26 protein-coding genes are annotated in these 23,344 nt (G+C 63.1%); 14 read left to right on the top strand and 12 right to left on the bottom strand.

Going from position 1 to position 23,344, the window contains the following annotated elements; translation table 11 throughout:
• Positions 1–127: 127 nt before the first annotated feature.
• Positions 128–1,204: a heat-inducible transcriptional repressor HrcA gene (gene hrcA, locus DEVEQU_RS08335; protein ID WP_126150123.1), complete on the top strand. Its 1,077-nt coding sequence runs from the start codon at positions 128–130 to the stop codon at positions 1,202–1,204.
• A gap of 84 nt (positions 1,205–1,288) precedes the next feature.
• Positions 1,289–1,882: a nucleotide exchange factor GrpE gene (gene grpE / locus DEVEQU_RS08330; RefSeq protein ID WP_126150122.1), complete on the top strand. Its 594-nt coding sequence runs from the start codon at positions 1,289–1,291 to the stop codon at positions 1,880–1,882.
• On the opposite strand, the gene DEVEQU_RS08325 is transcribed toward grpE, so the two are convergent.
• The 4 genes from DEVEQU_RS08325 to DEVEQU_RS08310 are packed head-to-tail and all read right to left on the bottom strand — an operon-like array spanning position 1,879 to position 5,087.
• Entirely contained in the window at positions 1,879–2,340 is a 462-nt protein-coding gene (locus tag DEVEQU_RS08325) for a PIN domain-containing protein (RefSeq protein WP_126150121.1), read from the bottom strand. The two genes, grpE and DEVEQU_RS08325, sit on opposite strands and share 4 nt — an antisense overlap.
• The gene (locus tag DEVEQU_RS08320; RefSeq protein ID WP_126150120.1) at positions 2,340–2,621 is read right to left on the bottom strand and encodes a hypothetical protein; all 282 of its coding nucleotides are present in this window, start codon (positions 2,619–2,621) and stop codon (positions 2,340–2,342) included. The genes DEVEQU_RS08325 and DEVEQU_RS08320 overlap by 1 nt, the downstream gene beginning before the upstream one ends.
• A 46-nt stretch (positions 2,622–2,667) precedes the next feature.
• Entirely contained in the window at positions 2,668–3,303 is a 636-nt protein-coding gene (pncA, locus tag DEVEQU_RS08315) for a bifunctional nicotinamidase/pyrazinamidase (RefSeq protein ID WP_126150119.1), read from the bottom strand.
• Positions 3,300–5,087 (bottom strand): aminodeoxychorismate synthase component I, encoded by a 1,788-nt coding sequence (locus tag DEVEQU_RS08310; RefSeq protein ID WP_126150118.1) that lies wholly within the window; start codon positions 5,085–5,087, stop codon positions 3,300–3,302. Before DEVEQU_RS08310 ends, pncA begins: the two co-directional genes overlap by 4 nt.
• A gap of 167 nt (positions 5,088–5,254) precedes the next feature.
• Here DEVEQU_RS08310 and DEVEQU_RS08305 point away from each other — a divergent pair, with 167 nt between their 5' ends.
• Both DEVEQU_RS08305 and dnaK read left to right on the top strand, forming a co-directional pair.
• Complete coding sequence (locus tag DEVEQU_RS08305; RefSeq protein WP_126150117.1) at positions 5,255–5,587, top strand: hypothetical protein; 333 nt, start codon at positions 5,255–5,257, stop codon at positions 5,585–5,587.
• Between the two features lie 216 nt (positions 5,588–5,803).
• On the top strand, positions 5,804–7,717 hold the full coding sequence (gene dnaK, locus DEVEQU_RS08300) for a molecular chaperone DnaK (protein WP_126150116.1): 1,914 nt from the start codon (positions 5,804–5,806) through the stop codon (positions 7,715–7,717).
• Positions 7,718–7,961: 244 nt separating this feature from the next.
• Here the strand turns inward: dnaK and DEVEQU_RS08295 are convergent, their stop codons facing one another.
• Positions 7,962–9,632 (bottom strand): hypothetical protein, encoded by a 1,671-nt coding sequence (locus DEVEQU_RS08295; protein WP_126150115.1) that lies wholly within the window; start codon positions 9,630–9,632, stop codon positions 7,962–7,964.
• A 263-nt stretch (positions 9,633–9,895) separates the two neighbouring features.
• On the opposite strand from DEVEQU_RS08295, the gene dnaJ reads away from it, so the two are divergent.
• Positions 9,896–11,032, top strand: a complete 1,137-nt coding sequence (dnaJ, locus tag DEVEQU_RS08290) for a molecular chaperone DnaJ (RefSeq protein ID WP_126150114.1) — start codon at positions 9,896–9,898, stop codon at positions 11,030–11,032.
• On the top strand, positions 11,029–11,958 hold the full coding sequence (locus DEVEQU_RS08285; RefSeq protein WP_164550324.1) for a glycosyltransferase family 8 protein: 930 nt from the start codon (positions 11,029–11,031) through the stop codon (positions 11,956–11,958). Before dnaJ ends, DEVEQU_RS08285 begins: the two co-directional genes overlap by 4 nt.
• Before the next feature lie 57 nt (positions 11,959–12,015).
• On the opposite strand, the gene DEVEQU_RS08280 is transcribed toward DEVEQU_RS08285, so the two are convergent.
• Complete coding sequence (locus DEVEQU_RS08280) at positions 12,016–12,423, bottom strand: VOC family protein (protein WP_126150112.1); 408 nt, start codon at positions 12,421–12,423, stop codon at positions 12,016–12,018.
• Between the two features lie 121 nt (positions 12,424–12,544).
• On the opposite strand from DEVEQU_RS08280, the gene DEVEQU_RS08275 reads away from it, so the two are divergent.
• From DEVEQU_RS08275 to pyrF, 3 genes are all read left to right on the top strand, one after another.
• Complete coding sequence (locus DEVEQU_RS08275; protein WP_164550323.1) at positions 12,545–13,090, top strand: NADPH-dependent FMN reductase; 546 nt, start codon at positions 12,545–12,547, stop codon at positions 13,088–13,090.
• Between the two features lie 4 nt (positions 13,091–13,094).
• Entirely contained in the window at positions 13,095–13,700 is a 606-nt protein-coding gene (locus DEVEQU_RS08270) for a histidine phosphatase family protein (RefSeq protein ID WP_126150110.1), read from the top strand.
• 68 nt (positions 13,701–13,768) lie between these two features.
• Positions 13,769–14,470 carry an orotidine-5'-phosphate decarboxylase gene (pyrF, locus tag DEVEQU_RS08265; protein WP_126150109.1) on the top strand — a complete coding sequence of 234 codons (702 nt, stop codon included), beginning with the start codon at positions 13,769–13,771 and terminating at the stop codon, positions 14,468–14,470.
• A 279-nt stretch (positions 14,471–14,749) separates the two neighbouring features.
• On the opposite strand, the gene DEVEQU_RS08260 is transcribed toward pyrF, so the two are convergent.
• Together DEVEQU_RS08260 and DEVEQU_RS08255 are read right to left on the bottom strand one after the other, a co-directional pair.
• Positions 14,750–15,754 carry an adenosine kinase gene (locus tag DEVEQU_RS08260; RefSeq protein ID WP_126150108.1) on the bottom strand — a complete coding sequence of 335 codons (1,005 nt, stop codon included), beginning with the start codon at positions 15,752–15,754 and terminating at the stop codon, positions 14,750–14,752.
• Between the two features lie 221 nt (positions 15,755–15,975).
• Positions 15,976–16,536 (bottom strand): TetR/AcrR family transcriptional regulator, encoded by a 561-nt coding sequence (locus DEVEQU_RS08255; protein ID WP_126150107.1) that lies wholly within the window; start codon positions 16,534–16,536, stop codon positions 15,976–15,978.
• Between the two features lie 52 nt (positions 16,537–16,588).
• On the opposite strand from DEVEQU_RS08255, the gene DEVEQU_RS08250 reads away from it, so the two are divergent.
• Complete coding sequence (locus DEVEQU_RS08250) at positions 16,589–17,035, top strand: DUF2214 family protein (protein WP_126150106.1); 447 nt, start codon at positions 16,589–16,591, stop codon at positions 17,033–17,035.
• On the opposite strand, the gene nth is transcribed toward DEVEQU_RS08250, so the two are convergent.
• Entirely contained in the window at positions 17,032–17,721 is a 690-nt protein-coding gene (gene nth, locus DEVEQU_RS08245) for an endonuclease III (protein ID WP_223214150.1), read from the bottom strand. The two genes, DEVEQU_RS08250 and nth, sit on opposite strands and share 4 nt — an antisense overlap.
• Positions 17,722–17,764: 43 nt before the next feature.
• Between nth and DEVEQU_RS08240 the strand changes: the two genes are divergently transcribed.
• The 3 genes from DEVEQU_RS08240 to DEVEQU_RS08230 all read left to right on the top strand — a co-directional run bounded on the left by DEVEQU_RS08240 (position 17,765) and on the right by DEVEQU_RS08230 (position 20,348).
• Positions 17,765–18,247, top strand: a complete 483-nt coding sequence (locus DEVEQU_RS08240; RefSeq protein WP_126150104.1) for a DUF2244 domain-containing protein — start codon at positions 17,765–17,767, stop codon at positions 18,245–18,247.
• A gap of 92 nt (positions 18,248–18,339) precedes the next feature.
• Positions 18,340–19,209, top strand: coding sequence for a methylated-DNA--[protein]-cysteine S-methyltransferase (locus tag DEVEQU_RS08235; protein WP_126150103.1), 870 nt, complete (start codon positions 18,340–18,342; stop codon positions 19,207–19,209).
• 92 nt (positions 19,210–19,301) lie between these two features.
• Positions 19,302–20,348 (top strand): AI-2E family transporter, encoded by a 1,047-nt coding sequence (locus tag DEVEQU_RS08230; RefSeq protein WP_126150102.1) that lies wholly within the window; start codon positions 19,302–19,304, stop codon positions 20,346–20,348.
• A gap of 6 nt (positions 20,349–20,354) precedes the next feature.
• Here DEVEQU_RS08230 and DEVEQU_RS08225 read toward each other — a convergent pair whose 3' ends face one another.
• Entirely contained in the window at positions 20,355–20,969 is a 615-nt protein-coding gene (locus tag DEVEQU_RS08225) for a 2,3-bisphosphoglycerate-dependent phosphoglycerate mutase (RefSeq protein ID WP_126150101.1), read from the bottom strand.
• A 20-nt stretch (positions 20,970–20,989) separates the two neighbouring features.
• On the bottom strand, positions 20,990–21,820 hold the full coding sequence (dapB, locus tag DEVEQU_RS08220; RefSeq protein ID WP_386849537.1) for a 4-hydroxy-tetrahydrodipicolinate reductase: 831 nt from the start codon (positions 21,818–21,820) through the stop codon (positions 20,990–20,992).
• A 103-nt stretch (positions 21,821–21,923) separates the two neighbouring features.
• On the opposite strand from dapB, the gene DEVEQU_RS08215 reads away from it, so the two are divergent.
• Positions 21,924–22,274 (top strand): VOC family protein, encoded by a 351-nt coding sequence (locus DEVEQU_RS08215; RefSeq protein WP_126150099.1) that lies wholly within the window; start codon positions 21,924–21,926, stop codon positions 22,272–22,274.
• A gap of 119 nt (positions 22,275–22,393) precedes the next feature.
• On the opposite strand, the gene coaA is transcribed toward DEVEQU_RS08215, so the two are convergent.
• A complete protein-coding gene (gene coaA, locus DEVEQU_RS08210; protein ID WP_126150098.1) occupies positions 22,394–23,344 on the bottom strand; it encodes a type I pantothenate kinase in 951 nt (316 codons plus the stop codon).

Raw genomic sequence — 23,344 nt, 5'->3', positions numbered from 1 at the left:
CAAAATTGCTATTAACCGCCTCTTAACCCTCCTCGTCCCCGCTCACAAGCACCGGGCGCTTGGCGGCTGGGGAGGAAGGCCCTAAATGAGAGGGCAGGGTTAAAGTGGACGATTTTATCCAAACACCATGAACAGGCCGGCCGAAGATTTCCTTTCCGCCCTCAACAGCCGCAGCCAGGACATTTTCCGGCGGCTGGTGGAGCGCTATCTCGACACCGGCATGCCGGTGGGCTCCCGCGATCTCTCGCGCATGCTGCAGGTGGAATTGTCGCCGGCCTCGGTGCGCAATGTGATGGCCGATCTCGAGGATCTGGGGCTGATCGCGGCGCCGCACACCTCGGCCGGCCGCGCTCCGACCCAGCAGGGCCTGCGCTTTTTCGTTGATTCGATGCTCGAAGTGGGCGCGGTGGACGAAAGCGAGCGCAGCCAGATCGCCCGGCAGATGGAGGGCCCGGCCAGCCGCGGGCAGGTCGAGGACCTGCTGACCGAGGCCAGCGCGCTCTTGTCCGGTCTCAGCCATGGCGCCGGGGTGGTGATCGCCAGCAAGGCCGACATGGTGCTGCGCCACATCGATTTCGTGCGGCTCGATGCCACCAGGGCTATGGCGGTACTGGTCGGCGAAGACGGCCAGGTGGAAAACCGCATCATGGAGCTGCCGCCGGGCTTCACCGCCAGCGCCCTGCAGCAGGCGAGCAATTATCTCGCCAATTATGTCGTCGGACGGACCCTCACCGAAGCCCGCAAGGTTTTGGGAGAACGCCGCGCCGAGCAGCGCGCCGAGCTCGATGAATTGACGCAGAAGCTGGTGGATGCGGGGATCGCCACCCTGGTCGAGCAGAAGGGCAATGTGGCGCCCACGGTGATCGTGCGGGGACGCGCCAATCTCATCAACGACACCATGGCCAGCGACGAGCTCGCGCGGATGCGGCAATTGTTCGATGAGCTGGAAAGCAAGGACGGGCTGCTCGAGCTTCTGGGCGATGCCGAGCGCGCTCAGGGCGTGCGCATCTTCATCGGATCGGAAAACAAGCTGTTCTCGCTTTCCGGCTCCTCGGTGATTCTCAGCCCCTATAAGGACGCCAATGACAAGGTGGTGGGCGTCCTCGGCGTGATCGGTCCGACGCGGCTCAACTATGCCCGCATCGTCCCGGTGGTCGATTATACCGCCCATGTGATTTCAGCGATGATGTCGCGCAAGCGCTGAGCGTGCAGCCCCAAGGCTTGAAATAGTGTCGCCATTGGCCGATATGGCTGGTCAACACCCTTAATCCCTGCGGATGGAGACGACATGAGCGACGAGAACGCCGCCCAAGGCGAAACGCCGGAAAACGAAATCCCGGTGGCCGACACACCCGAAGTGGATCCTGTCGAGGCACTGCGGGCCGAAAATAGCGAGCTTAGGGATCGCGTGCTGCGCACCATCGCCGAGATGGAAAACCTGCGCAAACGTACCGAGCGCGACGTGGCCGATACCCGCTCCTATGCCATTGCCGGCTTTGCCCGCGACATGCTGAGCGCCACCGACGCCTTGAGCCGGGCGCTGCTGGTCATTCCCAACGAGGTGCGCGAAACCGCCGAAGGCACGCTCAAGAGCCTGATCGAAGGCATCGAGCTGGCCGAGCGCGAGACCCAGCGCCTCCTAGCCAAGCATGGCGTCAAGCAGATCGAGGCCGCCGGCCAGAAGTTCGATCCGCACAAGCACCAGGCCATGTTCGAAGTGCCCAATCCCAATGTGCCCGAAGGCACGGTGGTGCAGGTGGTGCAGGAAGGCTTTGCCATCGGCGACCGCGTGCTGCGTCCCGCCATGGTCGGCGTTGCCAAGGGCGGCGCCGCCCAGCCGGCCCCGGCCCCCGAAGGCGACGGCGTCGACAAGAGCGCCTAGCGATTGTCGCGGATGTGGTTGTAGTTGATCACATCCGCACCTGCACGGTCTGCAGCGAGGGCCAGATCAAGATCGTCCGTTATCAACTGGGCCATGCTGTTCGCGAGGATAAGCAGGACCGAGTCTGTGACGCCAAGCCGACCGTGCTCTTGACGTTGAACCGCCGATGTCGAGGGGACATAGGTCTCGTCAAATTGTCCAACGACAATTTTGAAGAGCTCTGCGATGGCAATAGCGTCCCGATTGGAACTGTATCTGATCAGGTTAGAGGTCTCGGTTATGATATTTGGGCAGAGGATCAGTCCGGCTGACGCGTTTACTTGCTGCCTCACCCAGACAAAGTCCTCCAGAGTGTAAATCTGCAAGCGCCTGTGCCGATCGACCATTGCCTTGTCGGTCTCGCCAACCACCAGCAAAAGCAAGAGATTGGTGTCGAGGATAACCGGCTTTCGGGCCATCAGGCCGCTATCTCTCTTTGCATTATTGCCTTTGGTTCGCCGGTCGTTCCGTCAATTGTAACGATCTTGAAGGCTCGCCGATGTTGGCGTGACAGACTCGGGACTATGCTGGTTTCGTTATCCCAAGGCCGGGAAAATCCAATAGTGATTTCCCAATTGCCGACTTGGTCGTCGAACTTCACCTCTTCCAAGCCAACATTTACAATGTCCTCTTCGTCAAAGGTCTCGTGAACGAAATCCTTGGCGCGACGAATGGCTTCCTTCACCGAAATATGTGGCATCACATTCTCCTGCTGACCCAAATATAGGCTTGGGACGGTGAGCCATCTACCCCAATATCTCCCGGCTTTGCAGCCTTAAGACACCCGCCTCTTCCATGTCCGCCCAGGCCTGTGCCAGTGAACCGTTGGAATCAATGGCTCTCGTCGCGTCTTCGATGACAAGCACATCAAAGCCGCCCGCCACGCCGTCGAGGGCGGTCCAGGCGACGCAGAAATCGGTGGCGAGGCCGACAATGAACAGCCGGCCGACATCGCGCTCATTGAGATAGCCGGCAAGGCCGGTCAGGGTTTCGCGGTCGGCTTCCTGAAAACCGGAATAGCTATCGATGGCCCGGTTATAGCCCTTGCGAAGGATCAGCTGGGCATGGGGAATGTCGAGATCACCGCTGATCTCGGCGCCATGGCTGTTCCAGACGCAATGGTCGGGCCACAGCACCTGGGTGCCATAGTCGAGCTCGACCGTCTCGAATGGCGCCTTGCCGGGATGTTGGCTGGCGAAGGAGATATGGTCGGCGGGGTGCCAGTCCTGGGTCAGCACCACATTGCGGAATTTTGCGGCCAGTGTGTTGATCAGCGGCACGATGGCATCGCCATCGGCGACGGCCAGGCTGCCACCGGGCAGGAAATCATATTGCACATCGACGATCACCAGCACGTCTTCGGGATCAATGGTGATGCTCATGCGCTGGGCTCCTTGGCTGGATGGGGCAGGTCGATCCATCGTGCCGGGATCAGGCCTCGTACGGAATTGCCGAGATAGATTGCCTCGGCTGCTGCGAGGTCGGCAAGGGTGAGCACGCGCTCTTCTGCCTTGCCCCGGGCGATGAGCTCGGCGCGCAGCGTTCCCGGCAAGACGCCCGCCGTCAGCGGCGGGGTCAGCAGCATGCCGCCGCGCGCGACAAACAGCGTGGTGAACGAGCCCTCGGTCAGCTCGCCGCGCTCGTTCTGGAACACCAGTTCATCGAGCCCGTGGACGTCGTAAGCGGCCTGGCGCGGCGCATCATAGAAGGCGCGATTGGTGGTCTTGTGGGCCAGCCAGACCGAGGCCGAATCCATGCTTTCGCTAGCAATGGCGAAGCGGAAAAGCGCCGGGCTCGGCGGCAGTGGCACGGCGGTGAGGCCAAGCCCTGTGGCCGACAAAGTCAGCCGCACCCGCATCGGTTTTTCCCAGCCCTTCATGGCCACGATGAGGTATTGGGCCGCTGCCTCCCGGTCAGCAGGCAGCGCGAAATATTGCGCCGACTGCATCAGCCGGTCGAGATGGCGCTCGAGCAGGTCATAGCCGCCTTCTGGGGTCCATTTGAGGGTTTCGATCAGGGTCACCGGCGGCGCCGGATCGGAGAGGAACTGCATCTTCAACACCGCCTCGCGATATTCGTCCTCGGCGACCGAATCGGCGACGATGCCGCCACCAATGCCGATTTCCCCCCGACCATCAGTACCGATGAGGGCGGTACGGATGGCGACATTGAAGGCGAAATCACCATTGGGCGCCATATAGCCGATGGAGCCGGTATAGAGCCCGCGCGGGCCGGACTCGGCCTCGTGGATGATCTCCATGGCGCGCAGTTTGGGCGCGCCGGTAATGGAGCCGCAGGGGAAGAGATTTTCGATCACCGCCACCATATCGATATCGGCCCGCCGCCGGGCGGTAATGCCCGAGGTCATGGTGTGCAGGCTCCGATAGGTCTCGACCGTAAATAGGTCGGTGACCCGCACAGTGCCGATCTCGGCAATGCGGCCCAGATCATTGCGCAGGAGATCGACGATCATCAGGTTTTCGGCCCGGTTCTTGGGGTCGGCCGCCAGCTCGGCGCGACCCTTCTCATCCTCGGCCGCGCGCGGACTGCGTTTGAGCGTGCCTTTCATCGGGCGGGTGGTGAGTTGGCGACCCGCGTCGGCGACGAAGAGCTCCGGCGACCGCGACAGCACCACGTGGTCGCCGGCATTTATATAGGCGCCATAGGCCACCGGCTGGCTCTCGACCAAGCGCCGATAGAGGCCGAGAGCATCGCCCCCAAGGGTAAAATCGGCCTTGAGCGTTAGGTTGACCTGGTAGCAATCCCCGGCGGCGATATAGCGATGCACCTGCGCAAAGGCCCGCTCATAGTCCACGAAATCGCGCCGCAGTTTCAACCCCCGCGCCATGCCATCGGGCGCGGCGGCGAGCAGGGCCTCGATATCGGGCGTAGTTGGGGCGTCGTAGAGCCCGAACCACAGTAGCGGTGTCTCGCTGCGCTCGGGCAGCAGGTGAAGCAAACGCTCCTCGAACAGGAAGCCGAGCTCATAGGCCATGTAGCCGGCGGCCCACAGACCCTCTTCAGCGGCCGCGCGCAAACGGGCCAGCGCTGCCTGGGCCGAGGCGGCGTCATGGGCCACCAGCACCTCGCGCGGCGCGGTGAACAGCATGCTCTGGCCCGCCGGATCGCGATTGTCGTGCAGCAGCACCGTGCCTTGGGTGATCATGGTCACGCTTCTAGAGCAAATCGGCGCCGTGGTGAAATGGCCAATTGGCGCCAGCAGCTCCAGCTATTTCGTCTAAAGTCCGCTCGGCACCCCTTGGCGAAAATCGTCCGAACTGGCAGATAATCGGCGTTCGGACGCCTTTGCGTCCGGCTTGGGGATGACCTTTCATGAAAACCTATCTGCTGGGTGGCCTTGCCGCCCTGGCGCTCGCTGCAGCCAGCCTGCCTGCGATGGCGCAGACTGTCGAGTTCACCATCATCAATGACAGCTCCTACGACCTGCATTACTTCTTCACCACGCCCAGCAATGAAAACAGCTGGGGCGGGGACCTGCTCGGCGATACCGGGATTCTCGAATCCGGCTACCAGGCCACCGCTACAATCGGCGATGGTTCGGACCAGTGCCTCTACGACTTCAAGTTCGTCATGGACAATGGCGCAGAGCTGATCGAGCCCGCCATCGATATCTGCAGCCTCAACAGCTACACCATCACCGACTGATTAGCCCCGGCTGCCCGGCCCTTGCCGGGTGGCCATCCCCTTATGCGACGGAAAATCTCCTCGGTTGCGCGCTTGAAGCCCTGAGGCCACCCCCCTATATACCCCCCGAGGCCCAGCAATGGGCGCAAGTTCACCTACGAGGGACCCGACCCGCGAGGGTTACAAGGCTGCTGCAAGGGGCCTTGCATCGGGTTCGCTGAAAGAGAGGCTAGAGTAATGGCAAAAGTTATCGGTATCGACCTCGGTACGACCAATAGCTGCGTCGCCGTGATGGACGGCAGCAATCCCAAAGTTATCGAAAATGCGGAAGGCGCACGCACCACGCCCTCCATGGTCGCCTTCAGTAAGGATGGCGAACGCCTGGTCGGCCAGCCCGCCAAGCGTCAGGCCGTGACCAATCCGGAAAACACCCTGTTCGCGGTCAAGCGCCTGATCGGCCGCCGCTATGACGACAAGGTCGTGGCCAAGGACAAGGACCTGGTCCCGTTCAAGATCGTCAAGGCCGACAATGGCGACGCCTGGGTCGAAGCCTCGGGCGACAAGTATTCGCCGTCGCAGGTCTCGGCCATGATCCTGCAGAAGATGAAGGAAACCGCAGAGAGCTATCTCGGCGAGACCGTCACGCAGGCCGTCATCACCGTTCCGGCTTACTTCAACGATTCTCAGCGCCAGGCCACCAAGGACGCGGGCAAGATTGCCGGCCTTGAAGTGCTGCGCATCATCAACGAGCCGACGGCCGCTGCACTGGCCTATGGCCTCGACAAGAAGAATTCGGGCACCATCGCGGTCTATGACCTTGGCGGCGGCACCTTCGACGTGTCCATCCTCGAGATCGGCGATGGCGTCTTCGAGGTGAAGTCCACCAATGGCGACACCTTCCTCGGTGGCGAAGACTTCGACATGCGCCTGGTCGACTACCTGGCCGACGAGTTCAAGAAGGAGCAGGGCATCGACCTCCGCTCCGACAAGCTTGCTTTGCAGCGCCTCAAGGAAGCTGCCGAAAAGGCCAAGATCGAACTGTCGAGCGCGACGCAGACCGAGATCAACCTGCCCTTCATCACCGCTGACGCGTCGGGCCCGAAGCATCTGACGCTCAAGCTCACCCGCTCCAAGCTCGAAAGCCTGGTCGACGATCTGATCCAGCGCACCATCGAGCCCTGCAAGCAGGCCATGAAGGATGCCGGTGTCTCGGCCGCGCAGATCGACGAAGTGGTGCTGGTGGGCGGCATGAGCCGCATGCCCAAGGTGCAGGAAGCGGTCAAGCAGCTGTTCGGCAAGGAACCCCACAAGGGCGTCAACCCGGACGAAGTCGTGGCGCTCGGCGCTGCCATCCAGGGCGGCGTGCTGCAGGGCGACGTCAAGGACGTGCTGCTGCTCGACGTGACCCCGCTGTCGCTCGGCATCGAAACGCTGGGTGGCGTGTTCACGCGCCTGATCGACCGCAACACCACCATCCCGACCAAGAAGAGCCAGACCTTCTCGACCGCTGAAGACAATCAGTCGGCCGTGACCATCCGGGTCTTCCAGGGTGAGCGCGAAATGGCGGCTGATAACAAGCTGCTCGGCAATTTCGATCTCGCCGGTATTCCGCCCGCACCGCGTGGCGTGCCGCAGATCGAAGTCACTTTCGACATCGACGCCAACGGCATCGTCAACGTCTCGGCCAAGGACAAGGGCACCGGCAAGGAACAGCAGATCCGCATCCAGGCCTCGGGTGGTCTTTCTGACGCCGACATCGAAAAGATGGTCAAGGACGCCGAAGCCAATGCCGAATCCGACAAGCGCAAGCGCGAAGCGGTGGAAGCCAAGAACCAGGGCGAAAGCCTGATCCACTCGACCGAAAAGTCGCTCAAGGATTATGGCGACAAGGTTTCGGCCGAGGACAAGACCGCGATCGAAACCGCCATCACCGATCTCAAGGGTGTGCTGGACGGCGACGATGCCGAAGCGATCAAGGAAAAGACCTCGGCTCTGGCCGAAGCCTCGATGAAGCTGGGTGAAGCCATGTACAAGGCCAGCCAGGCGGAAGCCGAAGCCAAGGCCAATGGTACCGCCGACGATGAAGACGACGACGTCGTCGACGCCGACTTCGAAGAGGTCAAGGACGGCGACGACAAGAAGTCGGCATAAACGCCCTGCGATGAACGACAAAGCCCCGGTGGAGACACCGGGGCTTTTTGTTTTCGGGGCTTATTGAAGGCCCCCTCACCCGCCCCTTCGGGTCGACCTCTCCCCCAGAGGGAGAGGTGTCGCTGCGCGACCTTCATGGCATGAGGATGAGGGGAGATGGACCACCCGGTCAAGCCGGGTGGTGACGGTGGTGGGAAAGTGCCCGGGCTTGCTCTGACTACCCTACAATGTTCCACGTGAATCGCTAGCGCTCGAGCTCGATCTCGCGCACGACATATTGCTCGAGATAGGGTTCATAATCGAGGACGCGAATCCGACCGTCCATGCCGATGGCGGCGCTGGGTGAGATAAATTCGATCTCAAGCGGATCGCCGAGTTCCTTGTAGCCCTGCAAGCCATTGCCGGCGATGCGCAGGGCAGGGCCGTCGCGCTCGAGCAGCACAGAGGGGTTCTGCTGGTCGATCAGTAGGCCCGCACCATCGGGCAGGTCGCTGAACCTGACATAGGGGCTATCGGGCAGTTCGGTCATCGCGCCGGTCTCCAGCCGATCGGCATCGAGCCGATAGCTCAGCCAGCGCGCGGGCGCATCATCGTCGCCGAACTGGTAGATGTCGAGCCGCACGACGCCATCGGCACCCATTCTCAAACGGGTTTCTGAAGGCACCACCCCAGGCAGGGGTTGGGCCATGCGGTGGGTCCAGCCCTCAGGGCCGCGCTCAACGTCAAGAACCACCACCGAGGCCTCGTCGCCCCAGAGATCGGATGAGGCCGCCAGAAACCGGTCGGGCCCCAGCGGCAGGAAGGCAGTGAGGTCGAAGAATTGCGGATCGGCGACGCGCGCGCCAAGAGCTGCGCTATCGATCACGGTCTTTTTCTTGCTCCCGGCCGGACCATAGGAAACGAAAAGTCCGACATCGCCATCCCCGGGCGTCACGGCATAGCTCATCACATAGAGCCGGCCATCGGGCGCGAAGGCCGGCAGGCGCCAGCCGGTGATCGCGCCGTGCTCGAAATTGCCGGCGATATCGTCGTCGATCCAGTCCACGGTCGTGACCCAGCTCGCCTCATCCGAACTCTGCGACAGCCGGGCCCGCAAAGGGGCATAAAGATAGGTCTCGTAGAGCTGGGCCAATGGCGGAAGATCGGTCTCGAGCAGCGCCTGCCAGCGGGCGAAATAGGCCGAGGCATAGGGCGCCATCGTGGTCTCGTCGGGCTGGGCGACATGCATGAGATGGCAATCGGCATCAAGGCGGGCATAGTCGATGACAGCGTAGCGGATATCCTGGGCAATGGCGGCATTGATGGCGGCGACCAGTTCGGCATAGCGCTGGCGATATCCGGCGATGAGCGGATCGACGCCGGCCATTTCTTCCAGCAACCCCGCAGCCAGCCGATCGGCGGGCAGTTCCCGGCAATTGACCTCATTGCCCTCGCGCGCTTCGTGCTCGGGATCGTAGCGATAAGTGAGAGCGTGGCCATATTCATGCGCCGCCAGCACGAATTGGTTGAAGCGCGCCATGGTGCGGGCTTCGGCCTCATCGGCGAAAAAAGCCCGCCAGTCCCAATTGCCCGCCGTCAGGGTTTTTGACCAATTGTCCCAATAGGGCGCGACCTCGTCATCGCTGGGCAATTCGGAGAGATTGATGACCTGGCTATGCTGATTGTACCAGTTGACGATGCCGTCATAGGGTTGGAACTGCCAGGTCAGCGTGTCGTTGCGGGAGACGCCGGCTGCGGCGTAACCCTCTTCGACGGCATGGGTCACCTGCTCGGTGTCGGCATTTTCGAGGGCAAAATGCAGATAGGACGTGCTGACCGGCGGAGCAGTGTTGATCGATGTTTGGGGGGACGTGCCGGCCCCGCCAAAGGGCAGCATCAGCAGCGACAGCCAAAAACCGAACTTGAGCTCTTCCATGCGCGCCTCCCGCGGACCGACCGGCACTTTAGGGCGCCAGACGCCCCCGAATCATCCCCGATATGCGGGTGGGCCTTGGTTGAAAGGCCAGCATAAGCTTGATAAGAGCGGACCGCTCCGCCGGGAACCCCGCGTTTCCGCCCTTGCACTGGCGGGGCAGCATCGCCATCTAGGCGTCAGGTTCCTGCGCTCCCCCATTTCGAGCGCTTATCATATTTGCCGGTTGCGCTCCGACCCCTCATGGGCGGAGCAAGGAGAAACTCTTGGCCAAACGCGACTTCTACGAGGTTCTCGGCTGCCAGAAGGGCGCCGATGACGGTGCCCTCAAGAGCGCTTATCGCAAGCTCGCCATGCAATTCCATCCGGATCGCAATCCGGGCAATGACGAGGCCGAAGCCAAGTTCAAGGAAATCAGCGAGGCCTATGACACGCTCAAGGACCCGCAGAAGCGCGCCGCCTATGACCGGTTCGGCCATGCGGCCTTCGAAAATGGCGGTGGTCGCGGTCCGGCCGGCTTCGGTCCCGAATTTGCCTCCTCCATGTCCGACATTTTCGAGGACATCTTTGGCGACTTCATGGGCGGTGGTGGCCGCCGTGGCGGTGGCGGCGGCGCCGCCAAGCTGCGCGGCTCAGACCTGCGTTATAATCTCGAAATCAGCCTCGAAGAGAGCTTTGACGGCCGCACCGTCGAGATCGACGTGCCGACCCTGGTCGGTTGCGACACCTGCGAGGGTACGGGCGCCAAGCCCGGCACCGGCACCCATACCTGCCGGCAGTGCAATGGCCATGGCAAGGTTCGCGCCGCCCAGGGCTTTTTCACCATCGAGCGGACCTGCCCGGTCTGCCAGGGCCGCGGCGTGATGATGGACCAGCCTTGCACCGATTGCGGTGGCCAGGGCCGGCGCCAGCAAAACCGCAAGCTCAGCGTCGATATCCCTAAGGGAATCGAGGACGGCACCCGCATACGCCTCGCCAATGAGGGCGAGGCCGGCGTGCGCGGCGGACCACCGGGCGATCTCTACATCTTCATTTCCATCAAGCCGCACCAATTGTTCCAGCGCGACGGCGCCGACCTTTATGCGCGCGTGCCCATTTCCATGACCACGGCGGCGCTGGGTGGTGAATTCGAAGTGCCCACGCTCGACAATGCCCGCGCCAAGGTGAAGGTGCCCACCGGCACCCAGCCCGGCCAGCGCGTCCGCCTCAAGGGCAAGGGCATGCCGGTGCTGCGCAGCAAGGATGTCGGCGACCTCTATGTGCAGCTCGATATCGAGACCCCGCAAAATCTCAGCCGCCGGCAGCGTGAGCTGCTCGAAGAATTTGCCCGGCTCGAGACCGAAGAGACCAGCCCCACCTCGGGCGGCTTCTTCGACAAGCTGAAAAAGATGTTCGAAGCGTGAGCCCGCGCGAGCCGGGACCGCTGCCCGTCGATCCGGCGGGGCAACAAGCGTGGGCGCCATTTGGCGGCACCATCGAGATCGCGCTGACCTTCGATGATAATTTCTGGGCGCCCGCCTATGCCACCATGCGCTCGGTCTGCATCTCGACCAAGCATCCCGAACGGCTGCGCTTTCACCTGCTGCACATGGCGCTGACGCCAGAGCACCGGGCGGCGCTCGAAACCATTGCCAGCGATTATGGCGCGCGCCTGGTCTTTATCGATCTCGAGCATTCGGGGGTGTTGCGCGACCGCATTGCGCATTTCCCGCGCATCCGCGCCCGACGGCTCAACCCCATCGTCTATGCACGGCTGTTCCTGGGCGAGCTGCTCGCCCCCGAGATCGAACGCGTGCTGTTCCTTGATTGCGACATCTTCGTGCGCGGCGCGCTCGATCCGCTGTTCACCATGGACATGGAAGGGCACGCCATCGCCGCCGTGCTGCAGCCGGACCGGCTGCACTGCATCACCGGCACGGATCTGCGCAGCCGCAGCACCTTTTCTATGGCCGAGCCCTATTTCAATGCCGGGGTGATGCTGATCGATCTCACCCAATACCGGGCCATGGACTTTGCCGATACGCTGACCTCAACGCTGACGCCAGACGAGTTGGCGATGTTCTATTACGATCAGGATATCATCAATTACTGCTTCCGCGGCCGCATTCTCGAGCTGGCGCCGCGCTGGAACCTGCAGAACCCCGAACCGGCGCATGAAGCGTTCAATCCGCTGATCCTGCATTATTCGGCCGACGCCAAGCCGTGGCTGGCCTGGTCGCGGGTCGCCTTCAAGCGCACCTATCGTCACCTGATGACCAACCAATATTACTACCAGTATCGCCGCGAGCGGCTGAAGCGCATGGTCCGCCGCTGGCTGCGGCTCAAATAGCCGCCTCCTGTCCGCAGCGCTTAGGCTGCCCGGACGGGAGGCGACAAGCCTATGGAATTACTCGGACGGCATCTGGCTCATGTCCATCCAGACATATTCCCACACATGGCCATCGATATCGGCGATGGCGCGGGAATACATGAAGCCATAGTCCTGCTTCTCGCGCGTTTCGCGTCCACCGGCCTTGATCCCGGCCTCGGCAATGGCGTCCACTGCCGCGCGGCTGTCGCAGGAGAGGGCGTAGAGCGCCTGGGTGTGTGTCAACGGATCAGGGATGGGCGTGGAGGAGAACTGCTTGAACTTGTCATGGGTCAGCACCATCACGAAAATGGTGTCGCTGATGACGATGCAGGCTGCGGTCTCGTCGGTAAACTGCGGATTATGATCGAAGCCTAGTGCCTTGTAATAAGCCATTGAGGCAGCGAGATCGCGGATCGGCAGGTTAATGAAGATCATGGAGGCCATGATGCCTTCCTTTCGCTTGGGGTCATTGCAACTGTTTGGACATTGCGCCCATTCGGTCAATGCTCTTGCCTAGACGAATGCGACACGCCACTTTCGACAGGCCTCGTACAAGGAGATGCAATTGAAGACGGCGCTTACCCTGTCCGGATCGATCCGCAAGGGCTCCTACAACCAGAAATTGCAGCACCATGTCGGCGACAAGCTGGAGGCGGCCGGCGTCAAGGTGACCGCCATCAATCTCGGCGATTACCCGATGCCGATTTTCAACGAGGACCTCGAGCCCGACAATGTCCCGGAAGCTGCGGCGCAGCTGGCCGACCTCTGGCGCAGCCACGACATCGTCTTCATCGCCTCGCCCGAATATAATGGCGGGGTCACCCCGCTCATGGTCAATACCGTGGCCTGGCTGTCGCGGCAGAAACCCAGCCCCTTCCGCCACGCCGTTTTCGGCATTGGCGGGGTGAGTTCGGGCAAATATGGCACCATCTGGGGGCTGAGCCATTTGCGCGAATCTCTCACCAAGCTGGGAGCCCTGGTGGTGCCGACGCTGCTGGGCATCGGCCCGGCAGAAGAAGCGCTCGACCAGGACGGCAATCCCAGCGAGCCGGCCATTATCCGCAAGGTCGAGCAGATCGTGCACGAACTCACCCATTTCAGCCGGGGATGAAGCCATGCGGGCGCTCTATTTGACGCATCCGCAGGTTCGCATGGATGCCGCTGTGCCGGTACCGCTCTGGGGCCTCTCCGCCGAGGGCAGGGCCCGCGCCGAGGTTTTTGTCGCCCGCAATATCGTCCCCAAGGGCGCTTTTATTTTCTCGAGCCGGGAGACCAAGGCACTGGAGCTGGCGGAACTGGTGGCCGCGGCTGCGGGCACGCCGGTTCTGGCCGATCACCTGATGGGCGAGAACGATCGCAGCGCCACCGGCTTTCTGCCCCCCGTCCTGTTCGAGGAAATGGCCGACCGCTTCTTCGCCCAGCCGGAGGAGAGTGCCGAGGGCTGGGAACGGGCCATGGATGCGCAGGCCCGGATCGTGGGGACTGTCGCGACCGCCCTGGCCAGCGTCCCGCCCGATATTCCGGCGATCTTTTGCGGTCACGGCGCCGTCGGGACGCTGCTCAAATGCCATTATGGGCATAGGCGGATTTCGCGCGAGGAGGACCAGAGCCGCATCGGGGTTGCCGGTGGCGGCAATGGCTTTGTCTTCGATCGGAGAACCGGACAGCTGCTCAGCGACTGGACGCCCATGGAGGAGATCGTCCTGAACTGGTTCGCCTGACGGCGCTTGCCGCAATGGGCAGAATGGTCTAGGCCCAAGCCATAATCGACATTGCGGGGAGAATTATCATGGCAGGCCAGTTGATCGTGGGCCTCGACGTTTCGTCACGCGCACGCGCCGAGGAGATCGTTGCCGCACTGGGCGACACGGTCGAATATTACAAGATCGGCTATCAATGCTTTTACGGCGCCGATGGCTTTGCCTTGGGCAAGGCGCTGATCGCCGCCGGCAAGAAGGTGTTCTTCGACCTCAAACTGCTCGATATCGACAATACGGTCGAAAAGGGCGTGGCCGCCATCGCCGAGACCGGCGCCGCCATGCTCACCGTCCATGCCTATCCCAAGGCGATGCAGGCGGCCCGCAGGGGCGCCGAGGGCTCGACCCTGACCGTGCTGGGCGTGACCGTGCTCACCTCAATGGACGATCAGGACGTCAGGGATGCCGGTTATGCCCGCGACGCCGCCGGGCTGGTGGCGCTGCGGGCGCAGCAGGCGCGCGACAGCGGCATTGGGGGCATCGTGGCCTCCCCGCACGAAGCCGAGATGGTGCGCACCATTGTCGGGCCGAAAATGGCCATCGTCACCCCCGGCATCCGCCCCTCGGGCAGTGCCGCCGGCGATCAGAAGCGGATCATGACCCCGGCCCAGGCGCTCGCCGCCGGCGCCTCGCATCTGGTGGTGGCGCGGCCGATCATCGAAGCCCCCGACCCCGCCGCAGCGGCACGGGCGATATTGGCGGAGATGGCCAGCAAGGGCACGCGGCTGGCCTGAGGGCCGGAGGCCCGTTGAGAGACATGGATGCCTCCGCTCGTTCTCTCCCCTCGAGAGGAAGTGTTCACTTTGAGCACGTTGGAGGCGCTAAAGCTTCGGCTCCTACTCTTCCTCCCCCTTCTACAGGGGGAGGTTAAATGGGGGTGCTGCAGGTTGCCCAGAACGCGATGCGGCTCCTCCCCCTTGACGGGGGAGGTTGGGCGGGGGTGTGCAGCACGCTCAAACCCATAAGCGAAAGCCCTGCGCGCAAGCGGGATGCCCGGTACGGAAAACAGCCTGTTACCCGACCAGCCCGTGCTTCTGGCTGAGTTCAGCCAGGTCGAGCTGCGGGCGGGCGCCGATATGGCTGATCACCTCGGAAGCGGCGAGGCAACCGGTCTTGAGGGCTGAGTCCATGGTCTGGCCGCGGGCGAGGCCCAAAAGGAACCCGGCAGCGAAGAGATCGCCGGCGCCGGTGGCATCGACTACCTTCTCGACCGGGAAGGCTGGTACGGAGATGATCTCGCCATTGAACACCGCCATTGCGCCTTCGGCGCCCATGGTGATGGCGGCCACTTCGGCATCCTTGGCGATTTCGCGCACCGCGACGCCGAGATCGTCGGTCTGGTAGAGCGACTTCAGCTCATGCACATTGGCAAAGACATAGTCGATGGTCTTGGAGCGGATGAGGTCGAGGAATTCGGCCCGGTAGCGATCAACGCAGAACGGATCGGACAGGGTAAAGGCGGCGGCGCGCTCATGCTTGTGGGCGTAATGGGCGGCGAGCACGAAGGCCTTCTTGGCTTCCACCGGGTCCCAGAGAAAGCCTTCCATATAGGTGACGGCAGCGCCGCCGATCTCGTCGGCATGGATATCGGCCTCGGTCAGCTGGTGGCAGGCGCCGAGATAGGTGTTCATGGTGCGCTCGCCATCCTCGCTGAGGAAGATCATCGAGCGGGCGGTGAGGGCGCCATTCTTGAGGCGCGACGTGCCGTAAAACACCCCGATATCGGTGAGATCGGCCTCGAACACATCACCCAGCGGGTCGTCGGCGACCTTGCCGACAAAGGCGGCACGGCCCCCAAGCGAGGCGACGCCGGCGGCGGTATTGGCGGCCGAGCCACCCGAAATCTGCTTCCGGCTTGCCGGCATCTTGCCATAGAGATCTTCGGCCCGATCGGTATCGATCAGGTGCATGATCCCTTCCTGCATCCCCTCCCGCTCGATGAAACCGGCCTCCACCGGGGCAATGATGTCGACGATGGCATTGCCGATGGTCAGCACGTCGAAGCGGGTCTGGGTCATGCGCAGCATTCCGGCGTTGTGAAAATGGCCGTGGGCCGGTTTAGAGCATGATGGCGATGAGGGCAACGCCGGAGCGCCCGTCGGAGGAGGGGAGGGTGCTTGTCGCGACGGGGGCAAGGAGCACGATGGGCGGGCATGCGTGGAAAGTGACCCTCTGGTCGAGCAAGAGGGCGGAGTGGTGGGTGGGAATCGGCGCGCCATCACGCCATGCCAAGCACAACCTAAAGGCTTGAAATAATCTCGGCGATCAGGGCTTCGGTGTCCTCGCCGGCGCCAATGGCGATCTGGCCATCGAGCAGCAGCACGGCCAGACCATGCACCTTGGCCCAGGCCGAAAGCGCCTTGATCCGGCCTTCGGCGGAGCTGTCGCTCACCACGCGCCGCAGCGTATCGAAGGCAGCGTCGGCCGCCATGGCAAGGCCTGGCCGGGCTGCCTTTTTGAGCTGGGGCGAGAACATCAGGCGGAAGAGATTGGGGTTTTGCAGGGCAAAGACCACATAGGTCTTGCCCATCGCCGCCAGGGGATTGTCCGGCTCGCTCGCAGCGACCGCCTCCATGCGCGCAGTAAAACGCTGGAACCCCGTCACTGCCAGGGCTTCGAGCAGCGCCGCGCGGCTGTCGAAATGGCGATAGGGCGCTGCCGGCGACACGCCTACGGCCCGCGCCAGATCGCGCAAGCCCAGTCCGGCCTCGCCCTCCTTGGCCAGAATCACCAGCGCTGCCTCGAGCAGCGCCTGGCGCAGATTGCCGTGATGGTAGCGGCTATTGGATAAAGTTGACATTGTTCACATATGCCGAAATGATGTAAGCCTTGTCAACATCGAGAGCGCTGAAATGGATCTGCTTCTGGCCTCTGCCCACCACCTGGCGGTCCTTGCCCTGGTTGGGCTCTTCGCTGCCGAATTCACCCTGATCCGGCCCGGTCTTGGCGGCGACCGCCTCAGGCAGTTGGCGCGGATCGACGCCGCCTATGGTCTGGTCGCGGGCATCGTCATTGTCGTGGGCCTGCTCCGCATCTTTTTCGGCGCTGCCGATCCCGGCTATTACTGGGGCAACCACGCCTTCTGGGGCAAGATGGCAGCCTTTCTCCTCATGGCCCTGCTCACCATTCCGCCGACGCTGGCCATCCGCCGCTGGATCAAGGCAGCCGAGACCGCGCCCGATTACGCGCCGCCAGCAGAGGAGATAAAGGCCAATCGCCGCTTCGTGCACCTTCAGGCTGGCGTGCTGCTGCTGATTCCGATCTTCGCCGCCGCGATGGCGCGGGGTTATGGGAGCTAAACATGCTTGGGCAGCGGCTTGTTCGGCGGCGGTGATTTCGGTTCGAAGCGGCACCATTGCACGATCGGACAGCGCCAGCATTCGGGCTTGCGCGCCTTGCAGATATAGCGCCCGTGCAGGATCAGCCAGTGATGGGCATGCAGCATGAAGCGCGCGGGCACCATCTTGGTCAGCGCCTTTTCCACCTCGAGCGGGGTCTTGCCGGGCGCCAGGCCGGTGCGGTTGCCGACACGGAAGAGATGGGTATCCACCGCGATGGTGGGCTGCTTGAACCAGATATTGAGCACCACATTGGCGGTCTTGCGGCCGACGCCGGGCAGGGCCTCGAGTGCCTCGCGATCGCCGGGGACCTCGCCGCCATGCAGATCGATCAGCATCTGGCTGAGGGCATAGACATTCTTGGCCTTGCCGCGGAAGAGGCCGATGGTCTTGATGTGTTCTTCGATCCCCTCGACCCCCAGCGCCACCATCGCGGCGGGGCTGGGCGCCAATTCGAACAGGCGCCTGGTGGCCTTGTTGACACCGGCATCGGTCGCCTGTGCCGACAGCACAACGGCCACCAGAAGGGTGAAGGCATCGACATAATCGAGCTCGCCCTTGGGTTCGGGTTCGATCTCGGCAAAGCGGGCAAAGATTGCCTCCGCCTCGGCGCGGGTCATTCTCTTCACTTTTTTAACCAGAACCATTCTCTCGCCCGCGAATCTCTGCCAGTATTTCCCCGAGAGAACCATGCCGATGCAAGCCACAACCACAATGCCCCTGTTCGCCGCGACGTTGCGGCCGGACCGGACCCTGCGCGCCGCCGGCGGTTGGGTGGCTTTGGTGATTGCCGGAATTGTGGGCACGCCCTTTCTGTTCGCCATACCGGACTTTCTGGTTCCGGGTCTGGTTGCCTATGGCCTGGCCATTGCCGGCCTCTCTGCGCTCAGCGTGTCCCAGTCGCGTCGGGCCCGCAAAAGCCAGCAGATCACCCTTTGGCCGGATCAGCTCGAAATCCTGTCCGAGGACAAGGCCGGCAAGGCGCTGAAGCGCCTCGACCCCAAGCTCGTTCGCCTGCGCCTGGAGCGCGACGACAACGAACGCACCACCGGCATTTTTCTGGTGCTCCCCAGCGAAGAAATCGAGCTTGGCCGCTTTCTCGCCAATGATGACAAATCCAGCTTCGCCCGCGCCTTTGGCCGCGCCCTGCGCCAGGCGCGCCAGCGCAGCTAAGCTCCTGCCGGCAAAAAAACGCCGTCAAATCCGGGTCGCACCGAGCGCGAGAGCAGTCTAGGTGTGGGCAACATCGTCCCGAGGATATCGGCATGAACCAGCTGCGTGCCCTGGCCCCCGCCAGCGACTATCAGACCATTCAGGCGGCCATTCGCTATCTCAGCGAGAATGGTCCCGACAATACCGATCTCGGCCGCTTCGCCTCGGCCCTCGGCCTGACCGAGAGGCAATTGACCGATCTCTTTCGTCGCTGGTGCGGCCTGTCGCCAAAAAGCTTTGCCCAGGCCGTGGCGCTCAACCACGCCAAGGGTCTGTTGCGTGACCAGGCCAGCGTGCTCGATACCACCTATGAGGTGGGGCTGAGTTCCACCTCCCGGCTGCACGATCTCTTCGTCACCTATGAAGCCATGCCGCCGGGCATTTTTCGTGCCGGAGGTGCCGGCATCGACATGATCTGGGGTGTCGCCCCGTCGCCCTTCGGCACTGCGGTGGTGACAGCGACCGAATACGGCATGTCGGGCCTGGGCTTTGCCGACGAAGACACCAGTATCGAGGAGGCCTTTGCCGATCTGGCCAATCGCTGGCCCAATGCCCGCTTCAGCCGCGACGATGCCCGCATTGCGCCCATGGTAAACCAGGTTTTCGATCCCACCCGCTGGTCGCCGGACCAGCCGGTGCGGCTGGTGCTGATCGGCACCGATTTCGAGGTCAAAGTCTGGGAGACGCTGCTGAAGATTCCGGTGGGGCAGGCGACCACCTATTCCAGCGTCGCCCAGCATATCGGCCGCCCGAAAGCCTCACGCGCCGTCGGGGCTGCGGTCGGCAAGAACCCGATCAGCTTCGTGGTGCCCTGCCACCGCGTCGTCGGCACCTCGGGCGCCCTGACCGGCTATCACTGGGGCGTGCCGCGAAAGCGCGCCATTCTCGGCTGGGAAGCCGGCGTCGTCTCGGCCAGCCGCTAGGCCCTGCGCGGGCCAGGTTTCACGTGAATCGCCATTGGGGGTGGAAAAACCGGCTCGGGCGTGGCTAAGGTCCTTGGCAATTGGAGGGGCTCATGGCCGAACACACCCGTGCCGTCGTTGTCGGCGTCTTTCTCACCGCCGCGCTTATTCTGGCCTGGACGCTGTCGCTGCCGATCCTGTTGATTTTCGCCGGCATTCTGATTGCCTGCGTGCTCGACGCGGCCGTGCGCACCCTCGGGCGCATCGCGCCTTGGCCCCGGCCACTGCTGCTCACCATGGTCAGTGTCCTCATCCTGCTCGCGGCCATCGCCGCCTTTTCGCTGGGCGGGCTGGGCCTGTGGCGCAATCTGCAGGACCTTATCCGGCTGATCGTCGGTGAGATCGGGCGGCTCTATGGCGAATTGCAGGAGCTGGGTCTAGTCGGCGACATCAGCCGCAGCGACATCGAAAACCTCGCCGCCCGCTTCTTCCCCGATCCCGGCGGGCTCTTCAACCAGGCCAGCTCGCTGTTCGGCTCCACCATCGGCATTATCAGCAATGTGGTGATCATCATTTTCCTGGGGCTGTTCTTCGCCATCGACCCCAAGGGCTATCGCGACAGCGTGCTGCTGCTGGTGCCCAGCCGCCACCGGCCCCGCATCTCGGCTGCGCTGGGCGATACCGGCGAAGCGTTGCGCGGCTGGATGGTCACCCAATTGGCGATGATGGTGCTGATCGGCTCGCTGGTTTTTGCGCTGCTCTGGGCGTTGGGCGTGCCGAACGCGGCGGTGCTGGGCCTGCTTTCGGGTGCCCTCAACTTCATCCCCTTCCTCGGTCCGATCTTTTCGGCGGTCCCCGTGCTTTTGACACTGGCAGCGCAGGATACCAATGTGCTGATCGTGGGCGCTATCGGGCTGTTCCTCATCCAGAACCTGGAGGGCTACATCCTCACGCCCATGCTGCAGCAGCGCATCATCAAGCTCTCACCGGCCTGGTCGCTGAGCATCATGACCGTGCTGGGCACGCTGTTCGGGCTGATGGGCATTGCCTTGGCGACGCCGATTTATGCGGTGGGTCGCATGCTGACGCTCAAACTCTATGTCGAGCCGCGCGACGAAAAAGGGGCCGCCACTGGCGACCCCCTGATCATCAAAAACTGAACTGGTTCAGAGCGTGACGCGCTCTGCCAGCGTGCCGTCAGCGCCGATCTTGTAGACGGTCGGCTCGCCGGTGCCGATTTCGCGCGCCAGGATTTCGTCGGGGGTCAGCCCTTCGATGGCCATGACCAAAGCGCGCAGCGAATTGCCATGGGCGGCAACCAGAACGGTCTTGCCGGCCTTGAGCGCCGGCAGGATCTCGGCCTCGTAGTAGGGCAGGGTACGGGCCGCAGTGTCCTTGAGCGATTCGCCGCCCGGCGGGGGCACGTCAAAGGAGCGGCGCCAGACGAGCACCTGCTCCTCGCCCCACTTGGCGCGGGCATCGTCCTTGTTGAGCCCCGAGAGATCGCCATAGTCGCGTTCGTTGAGCGCGACATTACGGGTGATGGTGACATTGAGAATGCCCATCTCCTCGAGGATCAGGTCGAGCGTATGCTGGGCGCGGCGCAAAGCCGAAGTGTAAAACAGGTCCGGCACGATGCCGGCACCCTTGAGCGCCCTGCCGGTGGCACGGGCTTCGCCCTGGCCCTGTTCGGTCAGGTCGGGATTGCGCCAACCGGTGAAGAGGTTCTTGAGGTTCCAGTCGCTCTGGCCATGGCGGACCAGGATGAGAGTGCCTGTCATTGCATCAATCCTTGCTGGGATCAGTCGTTGAGGCCGAGAACATCGGCCATGGAATAAAAGCCCGGCGGCTGCGCCTTGGCCCAGAGCGCCGCGCGCACCGCGCCATTGGCGAAAATGCTGCGGTCCTGGGCGCGATGGCTGAGCTCGATACGCTCGGAAGCACCGGCGAGGATCACCGTGTGGTCGCCGATGACATTGCCGCCGCGCAGGGTGGCAAAGCCGATGCTGCCAACTTCGCGGGGGCCGGTATGGCCATCGCGCACCCGAACGGAATGGTCCTTGAGTGCAATGTGCCGCCCCTTGGCCGCGGCCTCGCCCAGCATCAGTGCCGTACCCGAGGGCGCATCGACCTTCTGGTTGTGGTGCATTTCGAGCACTTCGACATCGTAGTCCGCCAGCGCCCGCGCGGCCTTTTCGACCAGCGCCGCCAGGGTCACGACGCCGGGAGAAAAATTGCCCGACTTGACGATGCGCGCGCCCGCCGCCCCTGCGGCGGCAATCGCTGCATCATCGGCCTCCGAACAGCCGGTCGTGCCGATAATATGGACCAGACCATGGCGGGCCGCCGCTTGCGCCAGGGCCACGCTGGCGGCCGGCGCGGTAAAATCGATAATGGCGTCGGCGCCGCTCAGCGCCGCTTCGGTATCGTCGGTAAGGGTAACGCCAAGCGTCTCGAGGCCGATCAGCATGCCGGCATCCTTGCCCAGCGCCGCCGCGCCCGGCCGATCCAGCGCCCCCACCAGTTCGACGCCGGGATGGGCGGCCACCGCCCTGATATTGGCCGCACCCATGCGTCCACCCGCACCGGCGACGACAATGCGCAATCTGGTCATGCCGCAAACTCCACACATTCCACCCGCCTATAGCAGCGCCAAAGGATGACGCCAACCATGGTGCCGCGCGGACCGGGTCTGTGTTACGATTCGCGCCAAGAGCCAGGAGACGGAACGCTTCATGACCCTCACCAATGTGCTGGCCGGAATCGCCGTGGAAGATCTCGGCAACTCCCTTGTCTGGTACGAATATCTGTTCGGCCGCCCGGCCGATGCCCGCACCATGTCCGATGTGGCGGAATGGAAACTGCCCGGCGGCGGCTGGGTGCATGTGATGACCGACCAGGACCGTGCCGGCGCCAGCGTCACCATGTTGATCGTCGACGATATTGCCGACGAGCTGGCGCGGCTCGAAATGCACGGCATCAAGCCCGTCGCCAAGGCCATCGGCGATTTCTTCAAGACGGCAAAACTGCGCGACCCGGACGGGAATCTCATCATCCTCAGCCAGCCGCAGCAGGGGACATATTAGGGGGTTGTTGATCGCCGAAGCTGGATTGCCCGGTCAAGCCGGGCAATGACGGTGTGGCTGCATCGGGTCTTTTGACAATCGTCACCACCCGGTTTGACCGGGTGGTCCATCTTGGGTTGTTACAGCCGCCGCAGCTTTACCTCTTCCACCCGATGATCCCTGCCCTTCTTGAGCACCAGATCGGCGCGGCTGCGGGTGGGCAGCACGTTTTCGAGCAGGTTGGGCAGGTTGATGGTTTCCCAGACATTGCGGCCGAAAGCGCCGGCCTCTTCCTCGCTCATTTCCGAGAATTTGCGGAAGAAGGAGGTCGGATCGCGGAAGGCGGTGTCGCGCAGGCGGAAGAAGCGGGTGATGTACCAGTCGCGCAGATCCTCGACATCGGCGTCGATATAGATCGAGAAGTCGATGAAGTCGGAGGCAAACAGGATCGGTGCGCCGTCGCGGGGCAGGTCGCCGGGTTGGAGAATATTGAGCCCTTCGACGATCAGGATATCCGGCCGGTCGATGATGACTTCCTCGCCGGGGACCACGTCATAGACCAGGTGCGAATAGACCGGGACCGCTACCTTGCCCTTGCCGGACTTTATGTCGGCGAGGAAGTTGACGAAGCGGGCGCGATCATAGCTTTCCGGAAAGCCCTTGCGCTGCATCAGGCCGCGCTCTTCGAGCACCCGATTGGGATGCAGGAACCCGTCGGTTGTCACCAGATCGACCTTGGGACTGGACGGCCAGCGGCTGAGCAAAGCCTGCAGGATACGCGAGGTGGTGGACTTGCCTACCGCCACCGAACCGGCCACGCCGATGATGAAGGGAACCTTGTCATTGGGGGCGTTGAGGAAGCGCGTCGAAACGTGGTGCAGGCCCTGGATGGCCTCGACGTAATAGGACAGTAGGCGGGACAGCGGCAGGTAGATTTCCTCGGCCTCGGCCAGGGAAATGGGATCGGTCAGCGAGCGCAGCCGTTCGATATCGGCCTCGCCCAGCGTCATGGGCTGGCCGTTGCGCAGATCACTCCACTGCTGCTTGGTGAAGTGACGATAGGGATCGAGGGCAGGGGGGCGCTTGGCCAT

The sequence above is a fragment of the Devosia equisanguinis genome (genome assembly GCF_900631955.1).
Lineage (GTDB): Bacteria > Pseudomonadota > Alphaproteobacteria > Rhizobiales > Devosiaceae > Devosia > Devosia equisanguinis.
This window is presented reverse-complemented; position numbering and strand designations above follow the sequence as displayed.

Excerpts from the sequence above, each read along its gene's own strand:
- pncA (WP_126150119.1), bottom strand. The coding sequence starts at position 3,303 with ATGAGCATCACCATTGATCCCGAAGACGTGCTGGTGATCGTCGATGTG.
- DEVEQU_RS08280 (WP_126150112.1), bottom strand. The coding sequence starts at position 12,423 with ATGGCCTCCATGATCTTCATTAACCTGCCGATCCGCGATCTCGCTGCC.
- dnaK (WP_126150116.1), top strand. The coding sequence starts at position 5,804 with ATGGCAAAAGTTATCGGTATCGACCTCGGTACGACCAATAGCTGCGTC.
- grpE (WP_126150122.1), top strand. The coding sequence starts at position 1,289 with ATGAGCGACGAGAACGCCGCCCAAGGCGAAACGCCGGAAAACGAAATC.
- nth (WP_223214150.1), bottom strand. The coding sequence starts at position 17,721 with ATGGTTCTGGTTAAAAAAGTGAAGAGAATGACCCGCGCCGAGGCGGAG.
- DEVEQU_RS08325 (WP_126150121.1), bottom strand. The coding sequence starts at position 2,340 with ATGGCCCGAAAGCCGGTTATCCTCGACACCAATCTCTTGCTTTTGCTG.
- DEVEQU_RS08225 (WP_126150101.1), bottom strand. The coding sequence starts at position 20,969 with ATGACAGGCACTCTCATCCTGGTCCGCCATGGCCAGAGCGACTGGAAC.
- DEVEQU_RS08305 (WP_126150117.1), top strand. The coding sequence starts at position 5,255 with ATGAAAACCTATCTGCTGGGTGGCCTTGCCGCCCTGGCGCTCGCTGCA.
- DEVEQU_RS08320 (WP_126150120.1), bottom strand. The coding sequence starts at position 2,621 with ATGCCACATATTTCGGTGAAGGAAGCCATTCGTCGCGCCAAGGATTTC.
- dapB (WP_386849537.1), bottom strand. The coding sequence starts at position 21,820 with ATGTGTGGAGTTTGCGGCATGACCAGATTGCGCATTGTCGTCGCCGGT.
- DEVEQU_RS08255 (WP_126150107.1), bottom strand. The coding sequence starts at position 16,536 with ATGTCAACTTTATCCAATAGCCGCTACCATCACGGCAATCTGCGCCAG.
- DEVEQU_RS08240 (WP_126150104.1), top strand. The coding sequence starts at position 17,765 with ATGCCGATGCAAGCCACAACCACAATGCCCCTGTTCGCCGCGACGTTG.
- DEVEQU_RS08260 (WP_126150108.1), bottom strand. The coding sequence starts at position 15,754 with ATGACCCAGACCCGCTTCGACGTGCTGACCATCGGCAATGCCATCGTC.
- DEVEQU_RS08230 (WP_126150102.1), top strand. The coding sequence starts at position 19,302 with ATGGCCGAACACACCCGTGCCGTCGTTGTCGGCGTCTTTCTCACCGCC.
- DEVEQU_RS08215 (WP_126150099.1), top strand. The coding sequence starts at position 21,924 with ATGACCCTCACCAATGTGCTGGCCGGAATCGCCGTGGAAGATCTCGGC.
- DEVEQU_RS08235 (WP_126150103.1), top strand. The coding sequence starts at position 18,340 with ATGAACCAGCTGCGTGCCCTGGCCCCCGCCAGCGACTATCAGACCATT.
- coaA (WP_126150098.1), bottom strand. The coding sequence starts at position 23,344 with ATGGCCAAGCGCCCCCCTGCCCTCGATCCCTATCGTCACTTCACCAAG.
- DEVEQU_RS08310 (WP_126150118.1), bottom strand. The coding sequence starts at position 5,087 with ATGATCACCCAAGGCACGGTGCTGCTGCACGACAATCGCGATCCGGCG.
- hrcA (WP_126150123.1), top strand. The coding sequence starts at position 128 with ATGAACAGGCCGGCCGAAGATTTCCTTTCCGCCCTCAACAGCCGCAGC.
- DEVEQU_RS08270 (WP_126150110.1), top strand. The coding sequence starts at position 13,095 with ATGCGGGCGCTCTATTTGACGCATCCGCAGGTTCGCATGGATGCCGCT.
- pyrF (WP_126150109.1), top strand. The coding sequence starts at position 13,769 with ATGGCAGGCCAGTTGATCGTGGGCCTCGACGTTTCGTCACGCGCACGC.
- DEVEQU_RS08295 (WP_126150115.1), bottom strand. The coding sequence starts at position 9,632 with ATGGAAGAGCTCAAGTTCGGTTTTTGGCTGTCGCTGCTGATGCTGCCC.
- DEVEQU_RS08250 (WP_126150106.1), top strand. The coding sequence starts at position 16,589 with ATGGATCTGCTTCTGGCCTCTGCCCACCACCTGGCGGTCCTTGCCCTG.